We start from the raw sequence: 26,919 nt of genomic DNA, 5'->3' as shown, positions 1-26,919 counted from the left end.
ACAGAAGAAACATTGAGAATTCAGACCTGTTCTCACAGTGTCCCTCTTGGGTCACTGTGAGAACAGGTCTGAATGATTGCAGCCTGGATTGGGAACAACTGATTAGCGTAGTTCTGCCAAGTATGCCAATCGGTTCTAATCCCTGGAACTTGTATGCTGAGAGAGTGTGTGAAAACTTGAAGGTTACGCTACATACGAACGATTTGGGAGAGCTCAGACATTCCTGATAGCGCTTTTTCGATTCCTGACTCTAGTTTTCACACACTCTGGGGTACGGCAGTAAACCAAGATTTAAAGAAGTGAATTCAGCGCTAACGCTGTCTATCACCCGCCGCGAGTGACTTTCGTATCATAACCGACCAATTCTCAACGATCAGGTTCATGGGAATTGCTAGGCTGCGTTTTGAGTCAGTGCCATCGCACAATGGTCTCGTAGTAGAGCCTTCGCATCAGCAAAGCGCTGTCACTTTCTGCAACACAACCCCGTCGGCGCCGGAACGGTCAAGAGCTGAACCGTCCCGCTTGATAGGGTTGTGTCGCAAATACTTTTTAGTGACAAACGAAGTATCTCATTCGCGTTCCGTTAAGCGCTAATTCCGAAGAGTTCTTCGATAAACTTTCCTTGAGACACACTGTCCCCTTGGCTAATTCCCTTCACTTGTCCTTTGCGAATCATACTCATCGCTTCGATACCTCTTAAGGTTTGTCTTGCCATATTGAATGACCCAAATCCCATCATTGACTTTGTCAATCGCTTGATGTTGCGATGATCCTGCTCGATGATGTTATTTAGGTACTTGCTCTGGCGCAATTCCGTCTCTGCTGCCAGTGTTTCATCGGCTTTCAACGCTTCGACTGCCACTGGGTAGGCAGCGTTCTTGTCCACCGTAATCACTCGCGGTTTTGGAGTGTGTTTCGCTTTCAGCACTTTCCGAAAAAAGCGTGCGGCAGCCTTCCCATCTCGCTTCGCGCTCAGCATGAAGTCCAACGTGTTACCCATTGAATCCACGGCACGGTAAAGATATTTCCACGCTCCCTTCACTTCGATGTAAGTTTCGTCTACTCGCCAGGAGTCATTCGTGGGATTCAAGAACGGGCGGATACGTTTGTCCAGTTCAGGAGCAAATTTCAGTACCCAGCGATGAAGGGTGAAATGTGTTCGCTTCGCGAAGCTCCGAAGGACACCACTTCGACTCCTCGTTCTGCCATCATCTCCTCTAAATTCCGATAACTCAAGGAATAGCGACAATACCAGCGCACGTTCAGTAAGATGATTTCAGGCAAAAAGTGCCGCCATTTGAACAGAGAGTCAGTCGTCATTTAGAGCAAGGTTAGAGAAAATTAAGATTCCCTACCTTACTATTTTTGCGACACAACCCGCACACAGTTCACGTCTTCCAAATCCATTACAATTCTGACTGAACTCGATGCCAGTAATTCTGCTCTAAGTTCAAAACGTACTGTGCATCATTGTCAATGAGTGTCGGTTGATCCTGCTGCTGGGTTGCCCAAACCTTGCCTCCGCTGATCCGAATCTGACGATTATACAGAACAGCACGATGGTGACTCAGCCAACCCGGGGATTCCCCATGAGTTTCCACGTTCTCGATCGTAAACGTAGTGCAGTTCAGCCGATAGACCGGAGTGTCACCGACGATTCGATCGTCTTGATAGCCCAAGTTGCCAATGATGTAGATCCAGCCATCGAACCAGGTTGCGGTGTGAAAATCCGTGGGAGGAAAGATCGTTCTAGGGTATCCGTAGATCTGAAAATCCCCGTGCCCGTCGTAGACGACCACGTCGTTATAAATGTAGAAGTCAGGATCGTAGTAGTCTTCGTGTTCTCCGGCGATTTCAATCACTCGCCCGTCGGGGAGTATCGTAATCGTTTGTCCAAAGCGCTGAAAGCACCAGACCGCTGCTTCTGTACGATAGCTGGTGTCTTTATACTGAGCACGAGCGGCGTAAGCCGCGCCTCGAAATCGCACCATCTCCCGCCAAAATGGTGCAGTCATCATTTCTGGATTGCGATTGCCAAAGCGGGGGTATTTAGCGGCTTGGTAGTGCTTGACCTCTAACTCCCAGCAGTCAGGAGCATCTACTCTGGTCAAGAGGCGGCGTACCGAGGGGTCAAGGTCCGCTAACTCTTCTCCAACTGCCACTAATCGTTCGATCATATTTAGACTGTGTGCCTTATTGATCGCTTTCCCGTTGTACTTAGTGGTCTGCGATACATCGACCCCCGCTTCCAAAAGCAGTGAAGCGGCCTCGACTTGATCCAGTTCTGCAGCCAGCATCAATGCTGTTTCGCCAAATTCATCGGTTCCATTGATATCCAGGCCTAATTCAATCAACCACTTCAACATCGCGAGATTCCCCGATTCGAGGGCGTACATCATCGGTAGTTTGCCACAGCGCCCTACTGCCAACGGATCTGACCCTGCCTCAAGCAATCGTTGCGCTTTCGATACTTCTCCCACTTGGAGACTTAATAGCCAAGGTGTACGTTCCCACTGATCGACTGTCGTAAGGTCTGCGCCTTTCTCCAATTGGGCTTTCACATCTGAGAGGGTGCCTAGTGCAACCGCTTGCATGAGGTCAGTCCATCCGAGACGTAAACAATCGCCCCCTGCCTCCAAGAGCATCTGCACGATATCAAACCATCCACAGCGCGAGGCAACGCTCAAGGCCGACTCACCATAACTGCTTTGACCATTGAGTTGAGCGCCTTTATCAATCAGAAATTTGACGAGCGCCATTCTCTCGGCTTGCGCTTGGCTAAACATGGCATTGGTCAGCGCATCATAGCCATCCTCATCGACCTCGCCAATATCTGCTCCCAAATCCAGTAGCAGCTGAACCTTCTCGATGCTGCCTGAGTGAACCGCCCACATGAAGTCAGATTTTCCCTGTTGGGGAGTGAGCGAGAGCATAGCGCCCTGAGCAATGAGGAATTCCACGAGATTGACGCCTGCATGTGGACTGGCGATCGCACATTGGAGCGGGGTTTGCGGGGTGAACGAATCCGCCTGGGTGTCGATCTCGTTAATGCTTACCCCTTGCATTAGTTCTTGCTGGACGCCCGCTTGATCGCCTCGCTCGGCATAACGATGAATTTTCATGCTTGCCTTTAGTAATGACTAGAGGAGAGATTCAATAACTGAGCTAAAGATTTCGGGTAGTTCTATTTTGGAAAGACTGGAGCTTTTTAGCAGCTGCTGACCAAGCTTACTGCACTTTTGAATCAGCACTTCCTCAGGAGTTGGCTCCGATTCTGGTGCCAGATCTTTAACCACCGCCTTAATCTCATTCAGGACAGGACAGGTCCTTAGAAATCGTCTGCTGAGGCAATTTATACCGTTGCCCCTCATCTTTTACTCGCGCACTCGCCCGTGCCTTGGTGAACTCTAGCTTTCCTTCTCGCAATGCCTCCAGCACCTCATCTGACGAATTGAGCAAGGGAGGACGATTCACCCGAAACGATTCGGCATTGAATGGAAACGGCTGTGGTATCCGTCAGTGCTTGGAAAGCCGAAACCGCAGAATTTTGGTGCGTCATTCAATCACCTTGTTCTAGTTGAAGTGCTAAGTTCTCGGGCTTAGAGACAAGGGGGACTAAATTTTTGATTTATAGCGTAACATTGGTAGCAGTCCTTTGACAGTATTGGACTGTCACTTATAAGCTATAGTTAAACCAAAGAGCTAATGGAGGAATAGGATCGAGCATGACCCAATCCTTAGAAGTAAGCGTTGTGCCCTCAAAGTTGCCAAGATTAATGGTTTACCTGCCCCCAGAAACGAAAGCGGATCTAGAAAGACTGGCTAATTATGAGCGCAGAAGCCTGTCTCAGATGGCTGTCTATGCCATCGAAGAAGCAATCCGCAGAGCGAAAGCTGAAGGTAAAATTTCATCTACTCCTGACGCTAGCTCGTGAGGTAAGATCACGATGACCCAAACGCCATTTAAAGAACTCATCCAGGATCAACGCATCGTTCATCATGGGGGAACCTGGGAGCAGTTCAAGCACATTCAGAAGGGATTTGAGGATTCCCCTGGAGTCCGACTGTTTTATTATGCTGGAACTGTTGAAATTTTGATGCCAGGACGTGAACACGAGCTCTTTGGGCATGTCATTGGCTGTCTGATGACGATTTTTCTTGCCCAGAAGGGGATTTTCTTCCAACCCACTGGCTCGATGACGCAAGAGCGAGAACGCGAGGCCTCAGCTCAAGCGGATCAGTCCTACTGCATCGGTAGCGTTAAGCCGATTCCGGACCTGTCCATCAAGGTGGTCTTTACTAGTGGCGGAGTCGATAAGCTGGCACGCTACCAAATCCTCGGGGTCTCTGAAGTGTGGTTCTGGCAAGATGGGGTACTGCTGATCTACCGCCTAGGTGCGACTGGCTATGAGCGGGTTGAGCACAGTGGGTTCGAGGAATTAAAAGATCTCGACCTGGACCTACTGAAGCGTTGCATTCTGATAGCGGAGACCGATGCAGGAGCAGCTATTAGAGCGTTTCAGGAGGGGATGGCACACCAGACGTAGGAACTTGGGACAGGGACTCTTGGGGAGTAACGCTACCCAATAAGTGCTGTGAAGTTTGCATCTTCTCCTCAGTCTCAATCGCGTTAGTAGAAGGACCCTACAGACGGCGCTGAGACGGAACTGGAAATATGTATCGTTCCTGTACACCGGGGCAAGGGGGTCGATGGTTTGTCATAACTCATGACAACGCTCTTCAGAATCGAGCCCGAATCAAATATACTCACTACAGCAAAATCACACGGGTCAGGAGACCCAGCTCAGTGAGTTGCCATCGTTCATCAAGCCGAGTCAGGAGGTCACTGCATGAAACAACCCGCTAGATACTTAAAACCCTGCCGTTGGGGAACAGCAGGGTGAGTAAGCTTCTAGCACATGACTAGTTATTAATATTCAGGGATAGAACTGGATTTCTAACCAGATTAGCTTGGCGGCTGTGACAGTTAGAGTTCCAGACGCAACCGCACCACAAGGTGGGGTCGCTTTGCTATGCCCATTTTAGAGGGAATTTGTCAAATGATGCAACTTTTTGACCCGTCTCCTTTAGATGGTGCATGGCTGCCTATCCCTGATGGTTCACTTCACCTCTGGGATAGACACGATGACAATTGCCATACTCAACACCGTTGAAACAGATACACCATCCAATTCACCCTCGACTCCAGGCTGTGCTCAGACCGATCTGGTCTGGAGCAAGAAGATCGAGCAGGAGTTTATAACTGGGTCAGGAATTGATCCCGATCTTTTTGCCACAGCCGTCCGTCTCGTCGCCGACACGGAAGTATTACCAGGCGGAGAGGTGGCATACCCGATCCATGAGGCTCTCAACTGGCGCATGACTCGCTTCGGAGATCGAGCCAGAACGACGCTTTGGGCCGCCCTGCTCGTCAATCAAGACGGCTCCACCTGGCAAGCCAAACTCAACTGCCCACGCCAAACGATCAAGCGAGACCGCCATGGCTCGCCCCAGCGGGATGACCAAGGTCATCCCCTGGTTAAACCCATCAAGTATGAAAGCGTCGTGGGGATCGGCAGCCAAGCTTACCTGCCAGCGATTCCTGCCTCGATTCGGAGCAAAATCGCTCAGCGCTATGGCATCGAGGTGCCTCAATCGGGCGACTTCTGGCAGTGGCTCGCCCTGCACCCTGAGATCCCCATCATCTGGACCGAAGGCGGCAAGAAAGCCCTATGCTTGCTCAGCCTTGGCTATGTCGCGATCGCGCTTTACGGCGTTCATGGTGGCTATCGCACGAAGGACACCCTCGGCCATTCCATCTCTCCCGCCCTGATCCCCGACGTGGCCCGCTTTGCCGTCCCAGGTCGCCCTGCTATCCTGGCCTTCGACCAAGACACGAAAGCCGAAACCCGCTCGACGGTCAGTAAAGCTCTGATTCGCTTTGGCGGACTGCTGACTAAAGCGGGTAGTGAGGTCAAGATCGCGCAATGGCCGTCTCAGCAGGGGAAAGGGATTGACGACCTGCGGGTGGTGCAAGGCGTGGATGCAGTCCAGCAGGCGATCGAGCAGGCAATGGTGATCGAGCAGTGGCGCATCCGGCAGTGGCTGGAGCATCGCCTCACCTGGAGGGCGGCGATGCACCTCCGCACGGCAGACCTCTCAACGCTGCACCTGCCGGATCTCCCCCAGCAAGGCCTTATTGCGATCGCCTCTCCCAAAGCCACGGGCAAAACCAAGTTCATTGGACAGCAGGTCGCGGGACTGGACAAAGTGCTGTCCGCCACTCACCGGGTTGCTTTAGGACGCAACCTGAGCAGCCGGTTAGGACTGGACTGGCGGGGGGACTTAGATAAGACTCCCGATGGCCGCTTTATCACCGGCAGTGGCTATACGCTCCGCGTCGGCTTCTGCGTCGACAGCCTGCTCGCGATCAACCCCGACCAATTTCGGGGCTGTGACCTGATCATCGATGAAGTCTGCCAGGTGCTCCGGCATCTCCTTACCAGTGCCACAACGAATCAGGACGGCAAACGCCCTGCCCTGCTGGCTCGCCTCCGCGCCTTGCTCCAGGCCGCTCGTCGGGTCATTGTCGCGGATGCCGACCTCGATAATGCGACGTTGCACTGTTTGCGGGACCTGCGCGGCGATGATCAGCCCCTCTTTCTGGTTCGCAATGACTATGGAGGGCAGGGCTACCCAGTTCGCTTTCTGCAAGCCTCCGATCGAACAGCGATCGCGGCTGACCTTTCAAGCGCAGTTCAAGCTCTGCCTGCGGGCAAGGTGATCCTGGTCGCCACCGATAGTAAGCAAGTCTCCAAAACGCTCGCTCGCCTGATGGCTCAGCAGTATCCCCAAAAACGCGTGCTGACCATCAATGCTGAAACGTCTGGGGGATCACTAGAACGCGAGTTTATTGAAACGCCAAATCAGATTCTGGGGCAAGGCCTGTACGACATCATTCTGGCCTCACCGAGCTTGGCAACGGGTGTCAGTATTGAAGCTAAGGGGATCATTGCCAGTGTCTATGGCATCTTCACGGGTGGGAGTGCAACGGATGCAGATATGGCCCAGGCGTTGGGACGCGTGCGAGAGCCCGTTGAACGAGTCGTGTGGTGTGCCCAACGCGGCTCCAACTTCTCAAAGATCAGCCGCTCAACCAATACCTTGGAACTCAAATCGCATCTGCAACAGCGCACCAGTGCCGTAGTGGGCCTCGTGCGCTCTAGCCTGCGAGAAGACGTGTGGGGCGAGATCTCCAATTGCGACTGGCAAGCGGACCCCTGGGTCAATCTCTTCTGTCGCCAGGAGGCGGAGCGCAACCGCAGTATGCTGACGCTTCGAGACTCGCTGCACATGAGGCTCCAGCACGAGGGCAATCGGGTCGTGCTCGAAGATCGCACGGTGGACCCGGCAGCTCGGCTATTGCTTCAGCAAATGCGAGACGAATTGAAGCAGAGTGAGGCAGACGCGATCGTGGGGGCAGGGGATCTCACCGATGCGCAAGTGTTGGTCCTGGAGCAGAAAGAGCACCTGACACCCGATGAGCAGAGATCGCTCTCCAAGTTTCACCTGAAGGAGTTTTACGGCTGGGACACGCTGTGGGTCGAGGACGTGCTGTGGGACAACGGGGGCCGCCGACGCGCCGAAGTGCTAAGCCTGGAAGCGCAGCTGTTTCCGACCGTGGCGACCGACCGCACCGTAAAGGCGTTGGAGAAGCAAGCGAGTTGGAATCAGGGGCTGTGCCCGTGGGACATCAGTGGGGTTGAATTACGACGGAAATTACGAGAGCTGCTCGGATTGAACCAATTTCTCGACCCGGACCGGGAGTGGACGAAGCATGACCTGGCGGAGTGCGCGGCCCACATTCGAGCGCAAGCGCCCCTAGTGCGACAGGTCTTAAACTTCAGTGTCACTGAGCGAGTCAGCGATGTTCAGCTCGTTCACCAACTCCTGAGCCAATTGGGATTAAAGATTGCGTTTCGCTGGTGTCGAGGTGTGCCGGGATCTGAAGGGGAGAAGCTGCGGGTCTATCGGTTGGAGCCGCAGCACTGGCAAGCCTTGATGGAGGTGTTACGCCAGCGGCAGTCTCGGCGGCAGAATGATCTACCAGCGGTTGGATCACCCGTACCCGAGATTGATAAACATCAAACGGGTGATCCAAGCCCTAGTCAGAGGTTAGCTCCAGAGAAGTGGCTGTCTCCAGCACCTTTAGCAGCCATCACGCCAAGATGGAGGCTGGCAGATTCAGAGGACTCGCAAGCTGCAAGTTAACGAATACTACCAGCAGTGCTGGAATAGGCATTCTCTTTATCAGAAAGGTGTTATGGCTCTTAACTATGAGCGTAGGAAAGAGGAATATCTGCTTCCTACATCTTTAGTGCTTTGGAATGGCCATTGTCCCCTATAGGCAGTAGTTTGAGAGATTAGGTTAAATTTTAGAAAAGTGGTCAAATCAAATTCCTGTGAGCCGAGTGGCTTGTTTACCACAGTAACGCGTGCTGTTTATACGGCAACATCAGCACTGAAGAATCTGGGACATCCTTTGTTTCAAGACATTGATCCTCGTAAAACAAATCCACACTTCTTTAGAAACATTGCTATTACCCACGAACGCAGGCATGGTGATCCTACGAAGCGAAAGGCTTTTCATAAAGTCATCGGGAATTCTGAGGCAGTTGGGGATCGAGATTACAACGAAATGCACCCAGGAGAAAAAACAGTTGATGCTAAAGGGTGGTGGAAATCAGAAACGCTCCAGGGTAAAGCAGCTCTCATTGCTCAAATCAAAGCACTAATGTCTAAGCTGACCATCGAGGAGAAACGGCAATTATTCTTTGAAGTCCTATAGAAAAAGTACAGTTACGATTGGACTGGGCATCACCCTCTGATCGTAAAGGGTGAAATGCGAGAGTGTTTAGATATTTGTGCAAGTCTGTCATGCAACTGATTATCCAACCGTTGATTTGTTTCAACTGGCTCAAACGGTGGTTAGCGGTTTTTCCCATCCCTCCACTTCAGCTTGGATTTGAGCAATTGATGCACAAGATGAATCAGTTTATTGTCCCAGCACGCTAGTCAAAACTATGCGCTTTCAACGCAAGGCTTTAGCTGCTACACACCTTCTGATTGCGAGGTTGTTAGACGTGAAAGGGTGAGTCGGAAGAACAGGAGAAGTGGAGGCAGGCAATCGTTTAGAAGATGTGAGGCAGAACGAGAGCAGCAGAGACAAGCGATCGTGGACGATTGACTCGGCAATGACGAGTTCACTTGGGCCGAAAGCCCTGAAGGAACCTATGCACTAAAAGTGCATAGTGGTTGAGTTTTCTCTTAAAAGGTATAAACCTGGGGTTTTACATAAACAAAAACTATTATTTACCCAACAGATGTTATTGAGATTAGATAGCTAAAACGCTTATGATGTATACTTTATGACCTTAGCGTACATTTCTATTCCACTACTAGGGGTAAATATAGCGAGCGTGCCGTGAGCCGCCACGCTCGCTATATTTACCTCTTAGCATTGCAGCGAACAAGCTCCTTTCACAATCACTATTTCCGAAGCTCCTTAACATGCTACCCAACTTGTAGAGGATGAAGTAGCACTACCGGAAGCTTAATGTCGCGATCGTCATCTCTTTATCCTTCTCCGTCACATCGATATATCGCTGCAACGCCGACAGACTCTTGTGTCCAGAGATCGACTGGATGTGTTTAATTGGCACCCGCTCATTGTGCATCCAGGTAATCGCTGTTCGCCGGAAACTGTGGGTGCTGGCTCCCTCAATCCCCAACCGCTTAAATGCTGCCCGTAAAATGGCATCAGCAGACTCGGGGCAGATGTGTCCTCGTCCCCAGCGGCCTGGAAATAGATAGGGACGATTGCTCTGATACCCTTCTAGCAATTTCCTCAACTCTGGCGACACGGGGACAGATCGCGTCTCCTGTTTCCCTTTAGTCGTTGCTCGCCGGAAGGTAATGCGATCGCGCACTCGTCCCTCCGTCCAATACACATCAGCAGTGTGCAACGAACACGCTTCATTAATCCGGGCAGTCGTGTACAAACAAATTCCAAACAACGCCCGCTCCCGCTCCGTTGGCAACCCCTCTAAATAAGAGAGCATTGACATGGAGGTAATCGCCTCCATCCCTTGTCCTTTTCTAAACCAAACCAACAATCGGAACAGCTTCAAATCTAAAATCAACCCTACCTTTCCGTCAAACAACCAAGCAATCTCCTGTGGCGAGAGGATCTTGGCTTGGTCGTGGCGGTTGATTTTCATCACTGAACTAGTACGGTTGTTCAGCCCATTCTACATTAGGAAAGTCCAATAAGTTAATGTATGACCTCAAATGCCCACTTCTTCGTTCGCAGCTCTCAGGATCTCAAACTCAATTAAGGAAAACTTATCTATATCGGTTTAGTGACTCCGATTCAGATTGGTTTATCGAGCAGATTTGCTCCATCACTAAGCCGATTTTCAAGGACCTTACGAGTGCGCTCCAACTCTGCGGCTAATAGTTTTTCGTCAGGTAGGGCTGTTTGATATTCCGCTGCCAAGATGTTGGAGAGCCCTTCCAGCGCATAGTGAGCCACTGCTTCATTCTTTTTGTTGCAGAGAACTAAGCCGACTGGCGGGTTTTCGCCGGGGTAGGTCCAATGTTCGCGGGCGTAATTAAGGTACATATGCATTTGCCCTGCGTCAGCATAGGTAAACTCGCCGAGCTTGAGGTCGATAATGACCAAACAACGGAGCCGACGGTGAAAGAAGAGCAGATCAACTCTGAACCATTGATCACCAATCCGCAATCGACGTTGGCGACCGACAAAGGTAAAATCGCCACCTAGTTCTAGGAGAAAGCTTTCAATATGGCGAATGAGGGCTTCTTCTAAGTCGTTCTCGGAATACTCGTCTTTGAGGTCCAGGAATTCCAGTACAAAAGGATCCTTTAGTTCTTCTTCTGGTGTTACCGCATCTTCGGAACGAGGACGGCTACCCTGTTCCAGCATGGCTGCCTTATTACGCGACAGTAGAGTGCGTTCATAGTATTGAGTGCTAATTTGGCGGCTTAGTTGCCGTACAGACCAACCACCCCGTAATGCTTCTGTTTCATAGAAGGCGCGAGCTTCCGGGGATTTAACGGAAAGGAGTTTGACGTAGTGGGACCAAGGGAGAGGGAATTTTCCGGACAGTGTCCGAAAAATTTCAGGAGAAAGTGTTTCAGGAGAAAGCCCTTCCCCTAAATGAGGATAGGCGAGATAGAAGGCGCGCATCTGAAAGAGATTTGTTTTCTGAAATCCGCGCCCAAAGAGATCGCTCAAGTCTTTAGCTAACCGCTCGATGATCTGTTTGCCATACTCCGCACGGCTTTCTCCCCGCTGCTCAAGTTCTACGATCCGTCGTCCAATTTCCCAATAGGTTGCTGTCATGATGGCGTTAACCGATCGTGCGGTAGCACGACGGGCAGCTTCCATAAGTTCAACTACGGCGCTGAGTACTGTTGTGTAAGTGTCAACAGTTTCAATGACCTCAAGCTGCTCGGCGGTTAGGCTGTCTGGAGTGGAATCTTCAGGTTGTTTGGGCACGATTGGTTCCAACAAACGATTGGCTTAGGCTTGATCCCCAAGCATGGTGATCAGACGACGTAATTTTCCAGCTTTTTTGCGATTGCCGTAGCGACGCTTTGCTTCTGCCACAATTTCTTCCATTGCTGCTGGGTTAGAAGAGGCATGAACCCAGGCAGCTTCGAGAAAAACTTCGATCGTGATGCGGTTGTCCTTACAGTATCGAGTTAGGGTCTGATCAAGTTCCTTATCTAGAACGATCGCCGAATGTCGGTTAGTCTTTGGAATCTTTGCTAGCTCGGCTTTTAACTCTTCCAAGGTGTCACTTGGATTAGGTGGTGCTGTTACCTCTGGTTGGGTTTGAGCTTCGACTGTTTCAGCCTCCTGGTCACTCTCTGTTTGCTGCACGTTGGTAATGAGGGTGTCAGCTCTGGTTGGGACGGCAGGACGCTGGCGATTTTGGCGAATTCGGTCTAGGACGCTATCGGACATGGTTGTTAGATGGTTGAGGGAACTGCTAAGTCTAAAAACATTATCTAATTAAAAGCGAAAAAGTTAAAAGTCTAAATTTAGCTTTTTATATTTTGCTTATTTAGGCGTTTAATGAAGCCAGCGAAAGAAATGAACTTGATATTGCCTCTGAGCAAAAGACTAAAACAATAAAATTAGCTTTTTACTTTTTTCTTGCTTGTCATCTTGCTAATTTTGTCAATTAGCACCACAAAAGGGTACTCTAGTTCGCTATAACCCATGTCGCTTAAAGTAGAGCGTCGGTTGATGGCTTGTTTGTAACGTTCTGACTCTCGAATGGATGGCAAGATCAGTTCCTCTCCGACTTCATCCCGCATTCCATCAACGGCAGCTCGGCTCTCTTGGGTTTGGGTATTGCCGATCCAGCGATCGCGAAAAGGTAATACGCCCAAGACCTGAGCATCTGTTGCACCAACATCCTGCAAAGTTCGCAGCAAATCCAGTGTTCTAACTAAGGAGCCGTAGCCTTTGACGGATGCTTCAACAGGCGATTACCAACGCATCGCAAGGTGAGCTTGCTGGGACAACTTGCCATGCAAACCTTTGAGCGGGGAGAGTATTTTTTCCGGGTGCATATTGCTGAACGGCTGATTAGCCAATACATTCAGAATTTGCCAGATGCGAGAACTGATCCAGAGGCGTTGTTAGTTGATAGTCGTGCGGTTTTGAATTCGATTGAAGCTCAACATGGATTATTGACAGAACGCGCCACCGATATTTACTCGTTTTCTCATTTAACGTTCCATGAGTATTTCACAGCAAAGAATATTCTGGATATCACCGATCCCACGGGTCAGGCAACTGCATTGAATCAATTAGTAACTCACGTTACAGAACCGCGATGGCGAGAGGTGTTTCTAATCGTAGCGGAACGAATGGACAGCGCGGACTATCTGTTAACGCTGATGAAGCGGGAGGTCGATCTCATTCTTGCTGAAGATGAGAAATTGCAACAATTCCTGAGTTGGGTTGAGCAGAAGTCCCGTTCTGTAAACGCTCCTTACAAACCTGCTGCAATTCGAGCCTTTTACTTCGCCCTCGACCTCGCCCGCGTCCGTAACCTCGACCTCGACTACGACCTCGATTTCGACGGTAACCTCGCCTGCGCCCGCAACCTCGCCCTTTACTGCAACCTCGCCCTCGCCCTCGCCCTCGCCCTCGCCCTCGACCCTGAATTGCAGAGTAAACTGCAACAACTCAAAGATCAACCTCCCTCAACTGACAACTGGCAAAATTACAAACAATGGTGGAAAGACAATGGACAAGCTTGGACTCAACAACTGAGACAGGTCATGATCCAACATCGCAATATTAGGCATTACTGGACGATCACTGATGCTCCGCGCAACCTTCTCCAGCAATAGTACGAAGCCAATCGTCTTCTTGTAGACTGCCTCAACAGCGATTGCTATGTCAGCCGCGAAGTCCGCGCGGAGATTGAAGACACGCTGCTTTTGCCGTTGCAGAGCAGTTCTCCCACCGAGTAGCCGCATCTCTTCTCTAGCAATTTTGGATTAGCACAGAAGTCAGGTTAGCGTGAGTCTCCAATGAAGGCGCACCAGCAGGAAGGGCGAAAGAAATATAGGAGTTCGACGGGGTGAAGTAGGGGTGAAAGTAGCGACGCTGTCGTCAGCCGCCATGCGAGCATTGAAATGCTTACGCAGTAGAGCCTTCACGCCACAGTTTTATTCTTAAGTAACTTTATCAACCTGAAAGCTCTGCGAAGTAGACTTCTTACGATTTATCCTTCGTCAACAGTAATCTTTGAACTTCTGCGCGGGTGGCAGCGAAACAAGGAGATCATGCGGGTTTCAGGGTTCAATCCGCTCCAAAATGATGGGGTGTACTAGTCGGTTTCTGGAATTTTTTAGTCCTAAAATAGTCCAAAGGTGTACTAGTCAAAGTTTTCAACTGGGCTGTTTCAAGTCGAAAAATGCAAAATTCTTACGTTTTTACACCTCTCACGACACAATCTGTTCTTGAATCAAAACTAGTCGATGAAATCTTTACAGGGCAAGGTTTTCAGCGTCATCATGGCGGCTGACGGTAGCCTCGCTAGGTTTACCCCTCGTTGGACTCGCTCACGGATTAGGGGACGTTCTAGCGAAGCTATCGAGACTTTCGCTAGAACGTTCCTGCTGGTGCTGCATCAAGAGTAACGGCATGGGTGAAGCAGCCGTTAGGCAGCTTGTACTCCATTGCTACTGAACACCCGAGAGGGAGCGTTTGCCGATGGGAATTCTTAGCTAGATTGTAGGATTTCTGCTGTCAAGCAGAGTCAAGCCTGCTCTAGCAAGCAACAGCTTGCTAGAGCAGAACATGAGGTTTCGTTGAGCCATCGACTGAGCTCGCAAACAGACTGTTTTTCGACCCTTAACGGGTTAGCAGCGTCAGTCATTTTAAGTATCTCCCAAACATGAAATCTACCACTCAACAACTGAACCGCTGGGTAAATCAATACCTGATGTTATTTCTCACAGGCGCTGTCATTCTGAGCCTTGGGTTAATCGCGTTCGGCAGTTGGAATGCTAGGCAGATTTCACAGGGGTTCAAGGAAATGATTACGACTGAGTTTAAAGTTCAGCAGCTCAGGGGCGAGATTATTCATCTTGATGAAGTGCTGACGATGTCAGCGCGAATGGCAGCCGCCACGGGCGACTTAAAGTGGGAACAACGCTATCGAACTTTTGAACCCCAATTGGACACAGCGATCAAGCAAGCAACGCAACTCGCGCCTGAAATCTATGCAAAATATGCTAACCAAACTGATGCTGCTAACGTCAAATTAGTTGAGATGGAGAACCAAGCCTTTAATTGGGTTCGCCAATTAAAGCCTGCTCAAGCGCTAGCCATGTTGTTTAGTCCGTCTTATGAAACTCAAAAGCAGATTTATGCGGATGGAATGACGCAAACCAGCAGCGCTCTTCAGAGAAGGGTCAGGACGAATTTTGAATCTTATGGTTTAGCGTTGTCTCAGTTGAGCTTATTCAGTACGGTAAGCTTTTTCACTCTGACAGCAGCCTGGATAACGATTCTGGGTCTGGTGAACCGATATCTCAAGCAGCGCAGAGAGGCTGAAACGAAACTGCGCGTTGCCAAAACCGAACTTGAACAGATCAACCAAAACCTGGAAATTTCGGAAGTCACCCTTCGCCAAAAGGCTGGGGCCCTTGAGCAAGCGCTTGAAGCACTTCAGCAAACTCAACTTCAGATGATTCAGAGCGAGAAGATGTCTAGCTTAGGACAACTCGTGGCAGGAGTCGCTCATGAAATCAATAATCCAATTAACTTCATCTACGGCAACCTTGCTCATCTGCGGAATTATGTCCAAGATCTACACGATTTTGTGCACCTTCACCAAAAGTATTACCCGCATCCTGCCCCAGAGATTCAAGCTAAAGCGACTGAAATCGACCTAGAGTTTTTGCAGCTCGATCTGGCTAAAATTCTCGATTCGATGAGTGTGGGCACGGAGCGCATTCGTCAAATTGTGCTAACGCTGCGAAACTTCTCCCGGATGGACGAAGCTGAATTTAAGAGCGTAGATATTCATGAAGGGATCGATAGTACATTGATGATTCTGCAACAACAGCTGAACGCCCAACCCGGGTGCCCAGCTATTCAAGTGATGAAAGAGTATGACGACTTACCCTTAGTGGAGTGCTATCCGGGTCAACTCAACCAAGTATTCATGAATATTCTGGCAAACGCTATTGATGCCTTGGAAGCCGCCGACCCTAAGCAAACGTCTAAAAAGACGAGAGAGAATCTTAGCGAGATCATAATTCGCACATCAGTGCTCGATGCCGAGTGGGTGCAAATCACAATCACTGATAATGGACCCGGAATGCCAGAATCTGTGAAACAACGGATTTTTGATCCCTTCTTCAGCACTAAACCTGTGGGGAAAGGAACCGGGCTTGGAATGTCTATCAGCTATCAGATTGTGAAAGAACAGCATCGTGGCAAGCTAGATTGTTTCTCGAGTCCTGGTGAGGGAACTCAGTTCGTGATTCAGATTCCTATTCATCAGTCAGTTTATGAAATAGTCTAAGCCAATCAAAATGGTTGTGTCACAACCCCTTTCTAGTGACAAATAATCTGTGACAATCACATTGTTTTAAGCAACAACGACAATTACAGATGGCGGCTACTCAAACTGTTGTAGAACACGGATCGCTAAAACCTGAGAAAAGTCTGAATTTGTCCCAATGTCATTCTATTTGACGCTATACAGATTCCATTGATGAATCAGTGAACGTTTCTATTGTCTCTGATGTTCTAAATCTAACTAAGTTACCGTTAATCACGGTGTACCGCTCGTCTGATTTCTCAGGCTATTGAGCAGAATACGTCTTGTCTTCTCTTTCCCATACCTTATCAATCAATCCAACTCGCTGAAAAATAGTTTCTATCCAGCTTGATTTTTATCAAAGAATAAAAAGTGATAGCAGCGGGCATCATAAGTTCAAAGCAGGATGCTATCACTATCAACATGTCTTTCTCCAACCTCCCGGATCAATCCTGGCCTTGCGCTTTCACACAATTGATGCAATTGGCTCTGGACGGCTCCAGCGTTGCTCAGGTAGCAGAGGCGGCGGTGGCTTTCGCGAGCCAGACGCTACAGGTCGAGTATCTTGAGCTGTGGGAATTCACTGGCTCCCCTCACCACGCGTTGCTGCGCGCTGGAGTCGGTTGGAAACCCGCCCTAGTCGGACAGCTCACGCTCCCACTCAACCCGGAGCATGAGCTGTTCGACTGGACCCAGTCGGATATCCTCCAGGGAGAACCAGCCCCAGTTTCCCTACCCCTGGGCTAGCCGAGAACGGCATGGTCAGGCATCTCTGGATTCCCATCCAAGTACAGGGGCAGCGATGGGGGTTCTTGAGCGCCCACACGAGTCCACACTCGCCCTTCTCAATCGATGACCTTTGCGCGCTCCAGACCATCGCCTCAGTTGTTGCCATCGTTCTCGTGCAGCAGCAGCAGGCCGCCAAACTCGAAGTGGCCAAGATCACGCAACAAGGGTTAGAGCAGCAAGTTGCCGCGCTCCAGCGCATCGAAGCTGTCTTGCGCGAAAGTGAGGAACGCTACGCCCTAGCTGCCAACGCGACAAACGATGGCGTTTGGGACTGGGATCACAGAACTGATGAGGTCTACTTCTCTCCCCGCTGCCGAGAGCTATTGGGCTATGCCGAGCCGGAGCTGAGCAACCAAATCCACGACTGGACCAGTCTCTTACACCCTGAGGATGTGGACTCATTTTGGAACGCTGTGACGGACTACCGGGCAGGGCGCATCGAGCAGTTTTCAATCCAGTCTCGCCTCCGACACCGGGATGGCACGTATCGTTGGATTTGGAGCCGTGGGATTGCCGTTCGGGATAGGGATGGAGTCGCGTATCGGCTGGCTGGCACGCTATCGGATATTACTGCCCGCAAAGAGAGCGAGGAGCATCTGCACTACACCGCGTTGCACGACCCACTGACTGGCTTGGCCAACCGCACCTTATTCATGGACCGATTAGAGCACGCGATGGCGCTAACGAGGCGATATCCCGAGTATCGCTTTGCGGTCGTATTTCTCGACCTTGATCGTTTCAAAGTCATCAACGATAGCCTCGGGCATCTAGCCGGGGATCAACTGCTGATTACCGTGACCCAACGGTTACGCGACTGCCTCCGGTCGAGTGATACGTGCGCTCGCTTAGGCGGGGACGAGTTCGCGCTGCTATTGGAGTACGCGCAGGACGACTCCGAGATCATCACGTTGGTGGAGCGGATTCAACAGGAGCTCAAAGCCCCAATCGAGTTGGATGGACAAGAAGTCTTAATCAATGCCAGCCTGGGCATGATCTTGAGGACCACGCGGTACGAACACGCCGAAGATCTGCTCCGAGATGTGGATACGGCCATGTACCATGCTAAAGCATCGGGTCGAGGTCGATATGCCATCTTCACCCAGACCATGCATGAGCAAGCCGTCAGTTTGTTGCAGCTCGAGACGGACTTGCGTAGAGCCATTGACGGCCAGGAACTGCGAGTGTTTTACCAACCGGTGCTGGATTTACAGACCCAGCAGGTGAGGGGATTTGAAGCCTTGGTGCGGTGGCAGCATCCGCGCCGGGGCATCGTGATGCCGGCAGAATTTATTCCCTTAGCGGAAGAAACGGGGCTCATCTCCCTCATTGATCCGTGGGTGCTGAGGCAGGCGTGTAATCAAACGCAAGCGTGGCAACAGCAGTATGGCAAACCCCTCACCATCAGCGTCAATCTCTCGCGTAAACAGTTTGCTCAGCCTGACTTAGTGCAGCAGATCGAGCAGATTTTGCACGACACGGAGTTGCCCGCCGGGTGCTTGAAGCTGGAGATTACCGAAAGCGCCATTATGGAGAATGTGGTAGCCGCCACGACCATGATGCAACAGCTCAAAGCGATTGGCGTGCAGCTGGCGTTGGATGATTTTGGCACGGGTTACTCCTCGCTGAGTCATCTGCATCTGTTTCCGATTGACATCTTGAAGATTGATCCGACCTTCACGCACGCGGTGGAGAGCAATCTTGAGAAGATCGAACTGATCCGCTCGATCACAAAGCTGGCGTGGAACCTCGGGATTGATGTAGTGGCTGAGGGGGTGGAGACGCAACGGCAGATGTCGCAATTGAAGCTGCTCAACTGTGATTTGGCGCAGGGCTATCTCTTCTCAAAACCCTTATGCTCTGAAGCGGTAGCCGAATTTCTAGAAGGCTCAAAATAGCGAAGCCGCCGTTAGTCACCCACAGTCAGCCATCACGCGCTGTAGGGGTAACTATAGCAGCGAGCGTGCTGTGAGCTACCACAAGAGTTTTGAAACTACTTCTTGTCTAGCTTCGAGAGGTTGAAGAAATCATGAGAATAGAATGCTTTAATACATTGCAACTAATTGCCAGAACCCTGGCGAAATAGGGATTGTAGCAATTACGAGGCTCTGGGACAACTTGTCCATAACCCCCTATTTAACTTACAGGCTAGAGAAAAAGCTGTACTGCGAAGATTTGAAATTAATCTCCATGTAGAAAACCTTGATGTATAACCTTAACGGTGACGATTCGTCCAAACGATGGACGCGAAATAGAAGACGCTGAAAAACACTGGGGTCGAAAAAAACTGATTTTTCTCCTGAATCTACATACTTAGAACTCTATTGCTTCTATGCTGACTCAACGGCTGACTTCATTGAAGGGCGTCCAGGTGCTGCTGGTCGAAGATGAACCAGACATCGCAGAGTTGCTCGCCTTCATGCTGACCGATGCTGGGGCAAAGGTGACTCACGCGCCTTCCGCTTTTGAGGCTCTACAAAAACTCGATCAGGGCTTGCCCGACGTGATTGTGTGCAATCTCCGGCTCCCCGATATAGATGGAAGACAGCTATTGCACTGCATTCGCGACTACCGAACAGAGTCAGGTAGACGTATCCCGACGATCGCCGTGACATCCTACACCCGAGAGTTCGCATTACCAGCGATTAAACAAGCCGGCTTTGACCGCTTCTTAGCCAAGCCGCTTGAGCCAGAGCAACTAGTTGCAGAGATTTTAGAATTAGTGGATGCTTGAGAACAATCCTTCTGCCTCCATTCTGTACGACGTACGCCATGTATTCTCCTGATGATCGTTCTGTGTTGCAAGGGGTAACAGTTCTAGTTGTAGATGATGACTTCGACTCGCGCGAGCTTGTGACTGTGACCTTACAGATTTATGGGGCAAACGTGGTCGCGTGCGGGTCTGTACAAGAGGCACTAGCTGTCTTTGCTGGGGTACAACCGCAAGCAATCATCAGCGATATTGCCATGCCGCATGCTGATGGGTGCAGCTTGATTGAAGCGATTCGTTCCTTTCCCTCCGGACAAGGGAGACGAATTCGAGCGATTGCCTTCAGTGCAAGGGCGAGAGAGGAAGATCAGAGACGAGCGCTGGGCGCTGGCTTTGACCGCTACCTCACGAAGCCGCTGGAGTTTGAAAAACTGATGAATGCGCTGGTCGAGTTGCTGCAAGAGCGCCACGAGAATGAAGGCGCTCAGGTCGATTCTGCTGACGAAGTGCAAGAACATTCGGCCACGACGCTCCCTGCTTCGTAAGTCATCAAATCGCTAAAAGTCTACCTAGACACGCCACTTTGACCTACCGTTCTAGCCTTCAATCTGAACATGACGTTGTTAAGTTGTGAACAATTGGAGCGATCTTTTTTCCAAAGAGCCATGTCACCATTGAACCAGCAGGCGAAAACACGTCAATGCGATTTGCAGTTTGCAGCGGCAGATTCGGCAGCGCGAAGCCATTCACCTATATTGCGAACAGGGATGTTGTCACGACTTGGCAAGCTACCAGTGTAGAAAAAGCGGGCAGCTTTCTAGGAAAACTTAATTTAGTTACTGCTGTATCTTCGGTATAGCAGTAACTAAACTGAACTTGGTTTTTATTCACTTATGCTTTGACTGCAACTTTCTGCTGCTGTTTGCGCTTTAGCGAACCTGCACCCATAGCACCAAATGCTAACAGACCTAATACAGAAGCCGGCTCAGGAACAGAAGCCGTTTCAGTGTAAGCAAGGTTGCTAATCTTTAACTTTGAATCCACCGACGTATCCAACAAATTGAGAACCCCATAGCCTACAGTGTAAATTCCATCTGCGGTGAAAGTATAAGTAGTATTGACTCCGTTGGCTTCGCCATAATTACCTGATAGAGCAACATCACCTAGTTTCTGGATAACAGAACCAATAGAGAAGAAAGAAAAATCGTTGAATGGCAGGTAGTCACCAGCATTGAACTTCCAATCAAAACTAAATACATCTCCTGCTTTGGCTGCAATTGTTGTTTTCACAGCAGCGCCATTAGTAGCATTTTGACCTTGAACAGCGTCTAAACTACCTGCATTTAAGCCCAAGAATTGCTCTATCTGGGAATCAGATGCCCCAGAAGAATTTAAGAAAGCCTCTCCATTGCTAGTCGTAGCACTACCAATTGTCTGGGTGTTTGCGGGATTAAAGGTAAAATTTGCAGCATAGGAGGGAGTAGTACTCAACACGGCAGCTAAACTCGCTAAGCTAATTCCTGTCGTTTTTAAAGCAGTAGCCATTGGTAACTTTTTCAGCGAAGTTGCGTTAGTCATTAGTTTCCTGTCTCCACAGTGAACGTTGATGTCAGAGTTAGTTTGAGGTAAGCTTTCCTTTCAGAATCGCGCCACACTTCACAGAAACCCAAGCGAACTTTTCCCATCTCTTCAAGCAATGCTTGAGAGGTTGGGTAAGAGCAATTGCAAGTATCAAATTATGTGGATGCTTTTAGCGATTAGCTTGCTTATGAATTTCTTTGAGCTTTAGTGCGCTCGCTTGTTGAAATTAAGAATGACACACCTTTTCTGGTGTTCTCAAGTACGTACACGTGATCTCTATCAAATAAATACATACTTTAAGCAGATGCAATCGGTGTAAACACTGAAGCTTTTCAGCCCAAAAGCATAAAGACCGCGGGCTTCCCACCTTGATGGATACGTTTTTAGATAGAGGCTAAGATAAAATTTCTGTGAAAGCTAGCGTTAACCTGGCTATGTTTAAGAGACTGTTTGTAAATAGATAGGAAGCAGCGGTGCGCCAGGAGATGAGGTTGAGCCGAGATACGTGCGATTCTTTATCCTATAGGCATCAAAGGCTCCCTCTGTCCTGCTTTCAGCGTTTGGCTCAAGGAAAGCTAATTTCACGGAGTAGCTACACAGACCGCAGAAGTCCTTTTTGTTTCAGAATCGCTCAGTGCTCCTTCTGCTATGAGTTTGATCGTTTTTTGGTTGACCTCAATCAATTGCTTAGACTGAACGAGAGCATGCCTATTTGAAGACGGTTGTAGTCTGTGCAGTAGTCCGGCGATAGTCTAAGATTTGTAACACAGCTATGCTACAAACCAATAGGACGATTAGATTCGCGGGAATTTCGCCCTTCAAATCCCCTTTCCATTTCATTAACTTTTACTTAAAACTTAGTGAATCGAGCTGCGGCTGTGTTCTTTGCTCTGCTTTGCATTGAGCCCTGTCTTCTGCGCTTGCTTACTGTTTAGCGTGTCTTTTTTCACTAAGTTATCGATAAAAAGACGTGGTAGCTTAGTGAAAACATCGAGGCTCGCATGGCGTTCCAGAAAGGCGAAAATCCCCATCATCCTCTCCCTGGATCGATCCTCACGGTGGAACCGATTCGGGATAAGAAGGCGATCGAGCGGATCAAGAAACTGCTGCGTGACCAGCCGCGGGACCTGTGTCTGTTTGTGCTGGGGATTAATACTGCCTTCCGCGCCAATGAGTTGCTCTCGCTCACGGTCGGTCAGGTGCGCACCCTGCAACTTGGAGATGTGCTACGGGTTAAGCAAAGCAAGACGGGGAAGTTCCGTTCTGTCACAGTTAATGGGGCGGTCGTCAAAGCGATCTCTCAATACCTTGCCGCTTGCTCCCTTCCCGAGGAGGCGTTCCTGTTCCAAGGCAAACGCGGCTGCTTGACAGTTCCCACTGTGAGCACGATGGTGAAAACCTGGTGTCAGCATGTGGGACTAAAGGGTAAGTTTGGCAGCCACAGCTTGCGCAAGACTTGGGGCTACTGGCAGCGAATGGAGCGTGGTACCGCTATTCCGCTACTGATGGAAGCTTTCGGACATGCCACCCAGCAGCAGACGCTAGCATATCTGGGCATTCAAGCCGAGGAGATTGCCCAAATTTATGAGCTGGAACTGTAATCGGATGGCAGTTGCTCACAGGCAATGCTTACCGCCTTATAAAAAAAGCTCGTTTTCTGATGGAGCGCAAAAAGAACCTATTCCCTTTACCCTGCCTGGGTTTCTAACCCCTTTTTCGATAGAGGAAGCACAGTTGTCCCCACGAGATGTGCAACCAGTGCAAACAAAGTTCTTCACCTTGCCTTGTAGCAGCGGTTTCAGCCATTAGCAGCTTTTTCAATTTTGCACGAAGCCTAAACGAATTCGGAATGAGTTCAGATCTGTAGGAATTCAGCGATCGCGCTACGAATCAAGCGGGCTTCTTACCCCTTTCCCACCCCGATTTAGCACATGCGTGTAAATCATCGTTGTCTTCACATCTTTGTGCCCCAGCAGTTCTTGCACGGTGCGAATATCCTATCCCGCTTCTAGGAGATGGGTTGCAAAACTATGGCGGAAGGTATGACAGCCGACTCGCTTTTGAATTTTTGCTGCAAACACCGCTTGCTTGAGGGCTTTCTGCACGCCGCTTTCGTGGAGGTGGTAGCGATTAATTTGCCCTGTTCGGGGGTCGCGACAGCGACGGTCTGAAGGAAATACAAACTGCCATACCCACTCTCGTTCAGCAGTGGGATACTTTCGAGCTAAGGCATAGGGTAAATGCACAGCTCCATAACCTTGCGCTAAATCTTGCTGGTGCAATCGGCGGACCCGCTGCAGATGTTCACGGAGCGGGTCATTCAGACTCGTGGGCAGCATTGTGACTCGACTCTCAATTCCTTTCGGGGTGCGAACGATAATCTGCTGTTGAGCAAAGTCGAGGTCTTTAACCCGGATGTTTAACCCTTCGTTTAGCCGCACCCCACTGCCATAGAGAACTTGCACGACAAGCTGATACACGCCATTGAGATTGCCAATCACGGTTCTGACTTCATCTTTAGTCAGGACCGTCGGCAAGTAGCGCGGTTGCTTGGCTCGAACGGCATCAATGGACGCATCTAACTCTTGCCGCAACACTTCGCGGTAGAGGAATAAAATAGCGCTCAGGGCTTGGTTTTGCGTGGAAGCTGCCACCTGTTCTTGCACGGCAAGATGTGTTAAGAATGCTTCAATTTCTGGACTTCCCATGTCTTTGGGATGGGTCTTATTGTGAAACAGGATGTAGCGCCGAATCCACTGAATATAGGTTTGTTCAGTCCGATACGAGTAGTGCTTCACCCGCAACAGGTCAGAGACTTGTTCGAGTAGTTTTCTCGGTCGTGGCTCCATCGTGGCGATTCCTAACGCTGTAAGTCTGTCATTCGGGATCTTAGGCGGACAGCGATAAGTTCTCTCTTGGAAGAAATACGGAAGATTTCGGGCTAAGATCCCTGTCGAGGGGTATTATGCGGAAATTGCGTCGGTCTAAGTCGCTCGATTCGGACTTAGGCAGAAAGTATCAGGCTAAGTGGCTCTAATTGGGATCTTAGGCGGAAACTTTCAGTCCAAATAATAGTTGGGCAGCAGTTTTGATATCGCTTGTGTTGCTGAGTGAGCAACTATTCTTAAAAGGCATCGTGCCGAGATACGTGTAAAAAGTGATCATATCTCCCTCTAACCCTTACGAGGAAGGCTTTTGAAGTTTTCTATCTAAGAGAACTTCACTGAAAGCTTTAACCAGTACACCTTTGGACTATCTTAGGACTCAAAACTTCTAAAATCTGACTAGTACACCCCACATTTCACAGCAGTTTAGACCCTGAAACCCTTATTCCCTCGTTGCATCTCTGCGTGGAACAGCAGAAGTCCAAGAATCTACAACGCAAACTGGTCAAAGTGCAAAACCAAGACATAGCAAGATTTTGAAGCCTATATGATCACTTTTTACACGTATCTCGGCACGATGCCTAAAAGCATTGTTCAAGGAGAACAATCTGTATGTCCGAGTTCGACCCTGAAGTAACGCTGCGCGAGATTACTAAGGAAAACTGGCGTGACATTCTCCGTTTAAAGGTAGCTCCACACCAAGAGCAGTTCGTGGCATCCAACGCCGTGTCTATCGCAGAAGCACATTTCAATCCAGAGGTTGCTTGGTTCCGCGCGATCTACGCTGGGGATGTGCCAGTCGGTTTTCTGATGTTGGAAGACAGCGTAGCTCAGCAAGAGTACTTTCTGTGGCGCTTTATGATCGCTGAGCAATACCAGGGGCATGGGTACGGGCGAAAAGCGCTGGAGTTGTTCTTCGCGCACGTCAAGACGCGCCCTGGAGCGGATGCGGTTGAAACAAGTTGCGTGCCAGCCAAAGGTGGTCCCGGTCCGTTTTACGAGAAAATGGGTTTTGTCTACACCGGAAAAGAAGAAGAGAACGGCGAACTGTGTATGCGACGTGAATTGTGATCTAGAAATGGTATGGGGGTAGCGAGCCGCCCAACAATTCAAATGCAGGCGGACGGTCAAAAGTCGCTGGTGCTGAGTTCGAGGTAATCTGCCGCCGCTGATTTGAGCCGTTATACGTAACCGATACGCCGATTGAGTCCGTTGAGATTGTCTGGTTGCGATCGCACTTTTGAAGGGGCAGTATGCAGTAGGGAGTGTGGAGGTTAAGATTTTGCGGTCATGAATATTCAACGTAGAGCATTTAAGATGATCTATTATAGCAATCCTAAATGATTCATGAATTTTGGGATCCCATTTCAATCCTGGAATGCTCATCGGTCAACGGTTTCGGTCGTTAGATTTTTTACAAATGATTTAGGACTGCTATATAAGTCTGATCACAAGTTCGCAACACCAAAGAGCGAGAATAGGAGTTTCAAATATGGCTTTAGATCAACTCGAGGCATTTTTAAAGAAAATGCAGTCTGAACCTGCACTTAAAAATGAGGTGCTTGCTTCATCAACAGCAGATGAAGTTGCACAAATAGCACTAAAGCTTGGTTTTGAATTTTCAGGTGATGAATTATTGAGAATGTCAGGTAAGAAAGTTGGCAGGGTTACTGTTAAAAGAAAGGACCTTCCTGGAGAGTACTGGGGGAATTGAGCGATCGCTCTACCCGAACTCAGATCGCACCCAAAACCCATCCAATAGACTAAGACAGAAACAGATAACCAATCTTGGTGAATGGTCAAAGCAAATTGGGATAAAGAAAAACTGAGCGAAAATTGGACTCTTTTACCAACTGAATTAAATCTAGTTGGTAACAAAGTTAGCGCGAATCATCGCTTTTACTTCTGGCGATCGCAGGTATTCTCTGTCTCTGGTTGATGGTTGTTTCGGTGGAGGAGAAAATAACTTTGCCGAAAACGGAAGTTGGGCAGTGATTTGTAGCATGGGTCAAGTCCTCTGAGGGACGTTTATATCTTCATGATACTTTACCTAAAAGGAGACGAACTAGGCAATGTAATGATTGGTATTTCTTATCAATCAAGTCCAAAAATGGTGTGGAAATTCAAAAATTAGGTAAGGCTGCACTTCGTCACATGAACCCTATATTTCCGCCTACCCCTGGTTTGAACAGGTGGCGGTATTGGAGCATTTCCGTGGATTTCAATTCCCAGGCGGCCTCGATCGCCTAAAACAATGGTGGGAAACCGTCGCTAACCCGGAATTGGTGCAGGCGATCGCCAAGTCTCAGGAATTTTATCTCGAACACTATGCGCGGTTACTTCAAGGATTAGCATCGCCATCATTACCCTAGCAGAATTGTTGATTTCTTAGCGCCGCTAACCATAGACTTGAGATGTTGGAGGAGCGCACCGCATAACAACGCCCATGCACACCGACCGCCGAGAGTTGATCGGTTATGGCAGAGGATATCTGCGGCGGGTGATGGGCAACGTTGGGCTGCTTATTCCTTGGTAGGGGTGTAGCCCAAGCCTTATCCTCTGGGACGTACCATATAAGTATGTTCTGAGAACTATCCGCCCTGTATCAAAACCCATCAAAAACCGACCCTTTATTGATAGGGCGTCTTGTCCTCCTGCCCTTTCCCCTCAAGTGACCTGAAAGCTAGAAAGACCAAAGCTTTCTCTTAAAGGTTGAAACTGCCGAAAAGATATCCTTTTTTTGCCAGGGGTCATAATAGGCAAATCGACACATTCTACGTCACGACTTCTG

21 protein-coding genes and 3 pseudogenes are annotated in these 26,919 nt (G+C 49.5%); 14 read left to right on the top strand and 10 right to left on the bottom strand.

What is annotated here, in order from left to right; genetic code table 11:
- Positions 1-583: 583 nt before the first annotated feature.
- The 3 genes and pseudogenes from AC5I6P_RS11450 to AC5I6P_RS11440 all read right to left on the bottom strand — a co-directional run bounded on the left by AC5I6P_RS11450 (position 584) and on the right by AC5I6P_RS11440 (position 3,474).
- Positions 584-1,320, bottom strand: a pseudogene (locus AC5I6P_RS11450) (IS6 family transposase).
- A gap of 86 nt (positions 1,321-1,406) precedes the next feature.
- Positions 1,407-3,122 (bottom strand): ankyrin repeat domain-containing protein, encoded by a 1,716-nt coding sequence (locus AC5I6P_RS11445; protein WP_495693882.1) that lies wholly within the window; start codon positions 3,120-3,122, stop codon positions 1,407-1,409.
- Between the two features lie 184 nt (positions 3,123-3,306).
- Positions 3,307-3,474 carry a ParB-like helix-turn-helix domain-containing protein gene (locus AC5I6P_RS11440; RefSeq protein WP_495693881.1) on the bottom strand — a complete coding sequence of 56 codons (168 nt, stop codon included), beginning with the start codon at positions 3,472-3,474 and terminating at the stop codon, positions 3,307-3,309.
- A 251-nt stretch (positions 3,475-3,725) separates the two neighbouring features.
- On the opposite strand from AC5I6P_RS11440, the gene AC5I6P_RS11435 reads away from it, so the two are divergent.
- The 5 genes from AC5I6P_RS11435 (at position 3,726) to AC5I6P_RS11415 (ending at position 9,075) form a co-directional block, all read left to right on the top strand.
- Positions 3,726-3,935: a ribbon-helix-helix domain-containing protein gene (locus tag AC5I6P_RS11435; RefSeq protein ID WP_495693880.1), complete on the top strand. Its 210-nt coding sequence runs from the start codon at positions 3,726-3,728 to the stop codon at positions 3,933-3,935.
- Between the two features lie 12 nt (positions 3,936-3,947).
- Complete coding sequence (locus AC5I6P_RS11430; RefSeq protein ID WP_495693879.1) at positions 3,948-4,547, top strand: Uma2 family endonuclease; 600 nt, start codon at positions 3,948-3,950, stop codon at positions 4,545-4,547.
- A 598-nt stretch (positions 4,548-5,145) separates the two neighbouring features.
- Positions 5,146-8,271: a plasmid replication protein, CyRepA1 family gene (locus AC5I6P_RS11425; RefSeq protein WP_495693878.1), complete on the top strand. Its 3,126-nt coding sequence runs from the start codon at positions 5,146-5,148 to the stop codon at positions 8,269-8,271.
- Positions 8,272-8,476: 205 nt separating this feature from the next.
- Positions 8,477-8,848, top strand: a complete 372-nt coding sequence (locus AC5I6P_RS11420; protein ID WP_495693877.1) for a hypothetical protein — start codon at positions 8,477-8,479, stop codon at positions 8,846-8,848.
- Between the two features lie 89 nt (positions 8,849-8,937).
- Positions 8,938-9,075 carry a hypothetical protein gene (locus AC5I6P_RS11415; RefSeq protein WP_495693876.1) on the top strand — a complete coding sequence of 46 codons (138 nt, stop codon included), beginning with the start codon at positions 8,938-8,940 and terminating at the stop codon, positions 9,073-9,075.
- Between the two features lie 527 nt (positions 9,076-9,602).
- On the opposite strand, the gene AC5I6P_RS11410 is transcribed toward AC5I6P_RS11415, so the two are convergent.
- From AC5I6P_RS11410 to AC5I6P_RS11395, 4 genes are all read right to left on the bottom strand, one after another.
- Positions 9,603-10,280 carry a tyrosine-type recombinase/integrase gene (locus AC5I6P_RS11410; RefSeq protein ID WP_495693884.1) on the bottom strand — a complete coding sequence of 226 codons (678 nt, stop codon included), beginning with the start codon at positions 10,278-10,280 and terminating at the stop codon, positions 9,603-9,605.
- 152 nt (positions 10,281-10,432) lie between these two features.
- Positions 10,433-11,584: a PDDEXK nuclease domain-containing protein gene (locus tag AC5I6P_RS11405; RefSeq protein WP_495693875.1), complete on the bottom strand. Its 1,152-nt coding sequence runs from the start codon at positions 11,582-11,584 to the stop codon at positions 10,433-10,435.
- Between the two features lie 24 nt (positions 11,585-11,608).
- Positions 11,609-12,055: a carboxysome distribution maintenance protein McdB gene (locus AC5I6P_RS11400; protein WP_495693874.1), complete on the bottom strand. Its 447-nt coding sequence runs from the start codon at positions 12,053-12,055 to the stop codon at positions 11,609-11,611.
- Between the two features lie 173 nt (positions 12,056-12,228).
- Positions 12,229-12,531 (bottom strand): hypothetical protein, encoded by a 303-nt coding sequence (locus AC5I6P_RS11395; protein ID WP_495693873.1) that lies wholly within the window; start codon positions 12,529-12,531, stop codon positions 12,229-12,231.
- Between the two features lie 96 nt (positions 12,532-12,627).
- Between AC5I6P_RS11395 and AC5I6P_RS11390 the strand changes: the two are divergent.
- The 5 genes and pseudogenes from AC5I6P_RS11390 to AC5I6P_RS11370 all read left to right on the top strand — a co-directional run bounded on the left by AC5I6P_RS11390 (position 12,628) and on the right by AC5I6P_RS11370 (position 20,207).
- Positions 12,628-13,581 (top strand): annotated as a pseudogene (locus tag AC5I6P_RS11390) (NACHT domain-containing protein).
- A 929-nt stretch (positions 13,582-14,510) separates the two neighbouring features.
- Positions 14,511-16,148: a sensor histidine kinase gene (locus tag AC5I6P_RS11385; RefSeq protein WP_495693872.1), complete on the top strand. Its 1,638-nt coding sequence runs from the start codon at positions 14,511-14,513 to the stop codon at positions 16,146-16,148.
- Between the two features lie 704 nt (positions 16,149-16,852).
- The gene (locus tag AC5I6P_RS11380) at positions 16,853-18,850 is read left to right on the top strand and encodes a putative bifunctional diguanylate cyclase/phosphodiesterase (RefSeq protein ID WP_495693883.1); all 1,998 of its coding nucleotides are present in this window, start codon (positions 16,853-16,855) and stop codon (positions 18,848-18,850) included.
- Between the two features lie 434 nt (positions 18,851-19,284).
- Positions 19,285-19,686, top strand: coding sequence for a response regulator (locus AC5I6P_RS11375; RefSeq protein ID WP_495693871.1), 402 nt, complete (start codon positions 19,285-19,287; stop codon positions 19,684-19,686).
- Between the two features lie 38 nt (positions 19,687-19,724).
- Positions 19,725-20,207 carry a response regulator gene (locus tag AC5I6P_RS11370; protein ID WP_495693870.1) on the top strand — a complete coding sequence of 161 codons (483 nt, stop codon included), beginning with the start codon at positions 19,725-19,727 and terminating at the stop codon, positions 20,205-20,207.
- Between the two features lie 346 nt (positions 20,208-20,553).
- On the opposite strand, the gene AC5I6P_RS11365 is transcribed toward AC5I6P_RS11370, so the two are convergent.
- Complete coding sequence (locus AC5I6P_RS11365; RefSeq protein WP_495693869.1) at positions 20,554-21,240, bottom strand: PEP-CTERM sorting domain-containing protein; 687 nt, start codon at positions 21,238-21,240, stop codon at positions 20,554-20,556.
- A 1,004-nt stretch (positions 21,241-22,244) separates the two neighbouring features.
- Here AC5I6P_RS11365 and AC5I6P_RS11360 point away from each other — a divergent pair.
- Entirely contained in the window at positions 22,245-22,844 is a 600-nt protein-coding gene (locus AC5I6P_RS11360) for a site-specific integrase (protein WP_495693868.1), read from the top strand.
- A 282-nt stretch (positions 22,845-23,126) separates the two neighbouring features.
- Here the strand turns inward: AC5I6P_RS11360 and AC5I6P_RS11355 are convergent.
- Positions 23,127-24,092, bottom strand: a pseudogene (locus AC5I6P_RS11355) (integron integrase).
- Between the two features lie 648 nt (positions 24,093-24,740).
- Between AC5I6P_RS11355 and AC5I6P_RS11350 the strand changes: the two are divergent.
- Positions 24,741-25,199 carry a GNAT family N-acetyltransferase gene (locus AC5I6P_RS11350; protein ID WP_495693867.1) on the top strand — a complete coding sequence of 153 codons (459 nt, stop codon included), beginning with the start codon at positions 24,741-24,743 and terminating at the stop codon, positions 25,197-25,199.
- A 421-nt stretch (positions 25,200-25,620) separates the two neighbouring features.
- Positions 25,621-25,842 (top strand): Nif11-like leader peptide family natural product precursor, encoded by a 222-nt coding sequence (locus AC5I6P_RS11345; protein ID WP_171575679.1) that lies wholly within the window; start codon positions 25,621-25,623, stop codon positions 25,840-25,842.
- Positions 25,843-25,992: 150 nt separating this feature from the next.
- Here AC5I6P_RS11345 and AC5I6P_RS11340 read toward each other — a convergent pair whose 3' ends face one another.
- On the bottom strand, positions 25,993-26,133 hold the full coding sequence (locus tag AC5I6P_RS11340; protein WP_495693866.1) for a hypothetical protein: 141 nt from the start codon (positions 26,131-26,133) through the stop codon (positions 25,993-25,995).
- Positions 26,134-26,329: 196 nt separating this feature from the next.
- Here AC5I6P_RS11340 and AC5I6P_RS11335 point away from each other — a divergent pair, with 196 nt between their 5' ends.
- A complete protein-coding gene (locus AC5I6P_RS11335) occupies positions 26,330-26,500 on the top strand; it encodes a hypothetical protein (RefSeq protein WP_495693865.1) in 171 nt (56 codons plus the stop codon).
- The last annotated feature ends 419 nt before the right edge of the window (positions 26,501-26,919 follow it).

It is taken from the genome of Myxacorys sp. (assembly GCF_059501405.1).
This window is presented reverse-complemented; position numbering and strand designations above follow the sequence as displayed.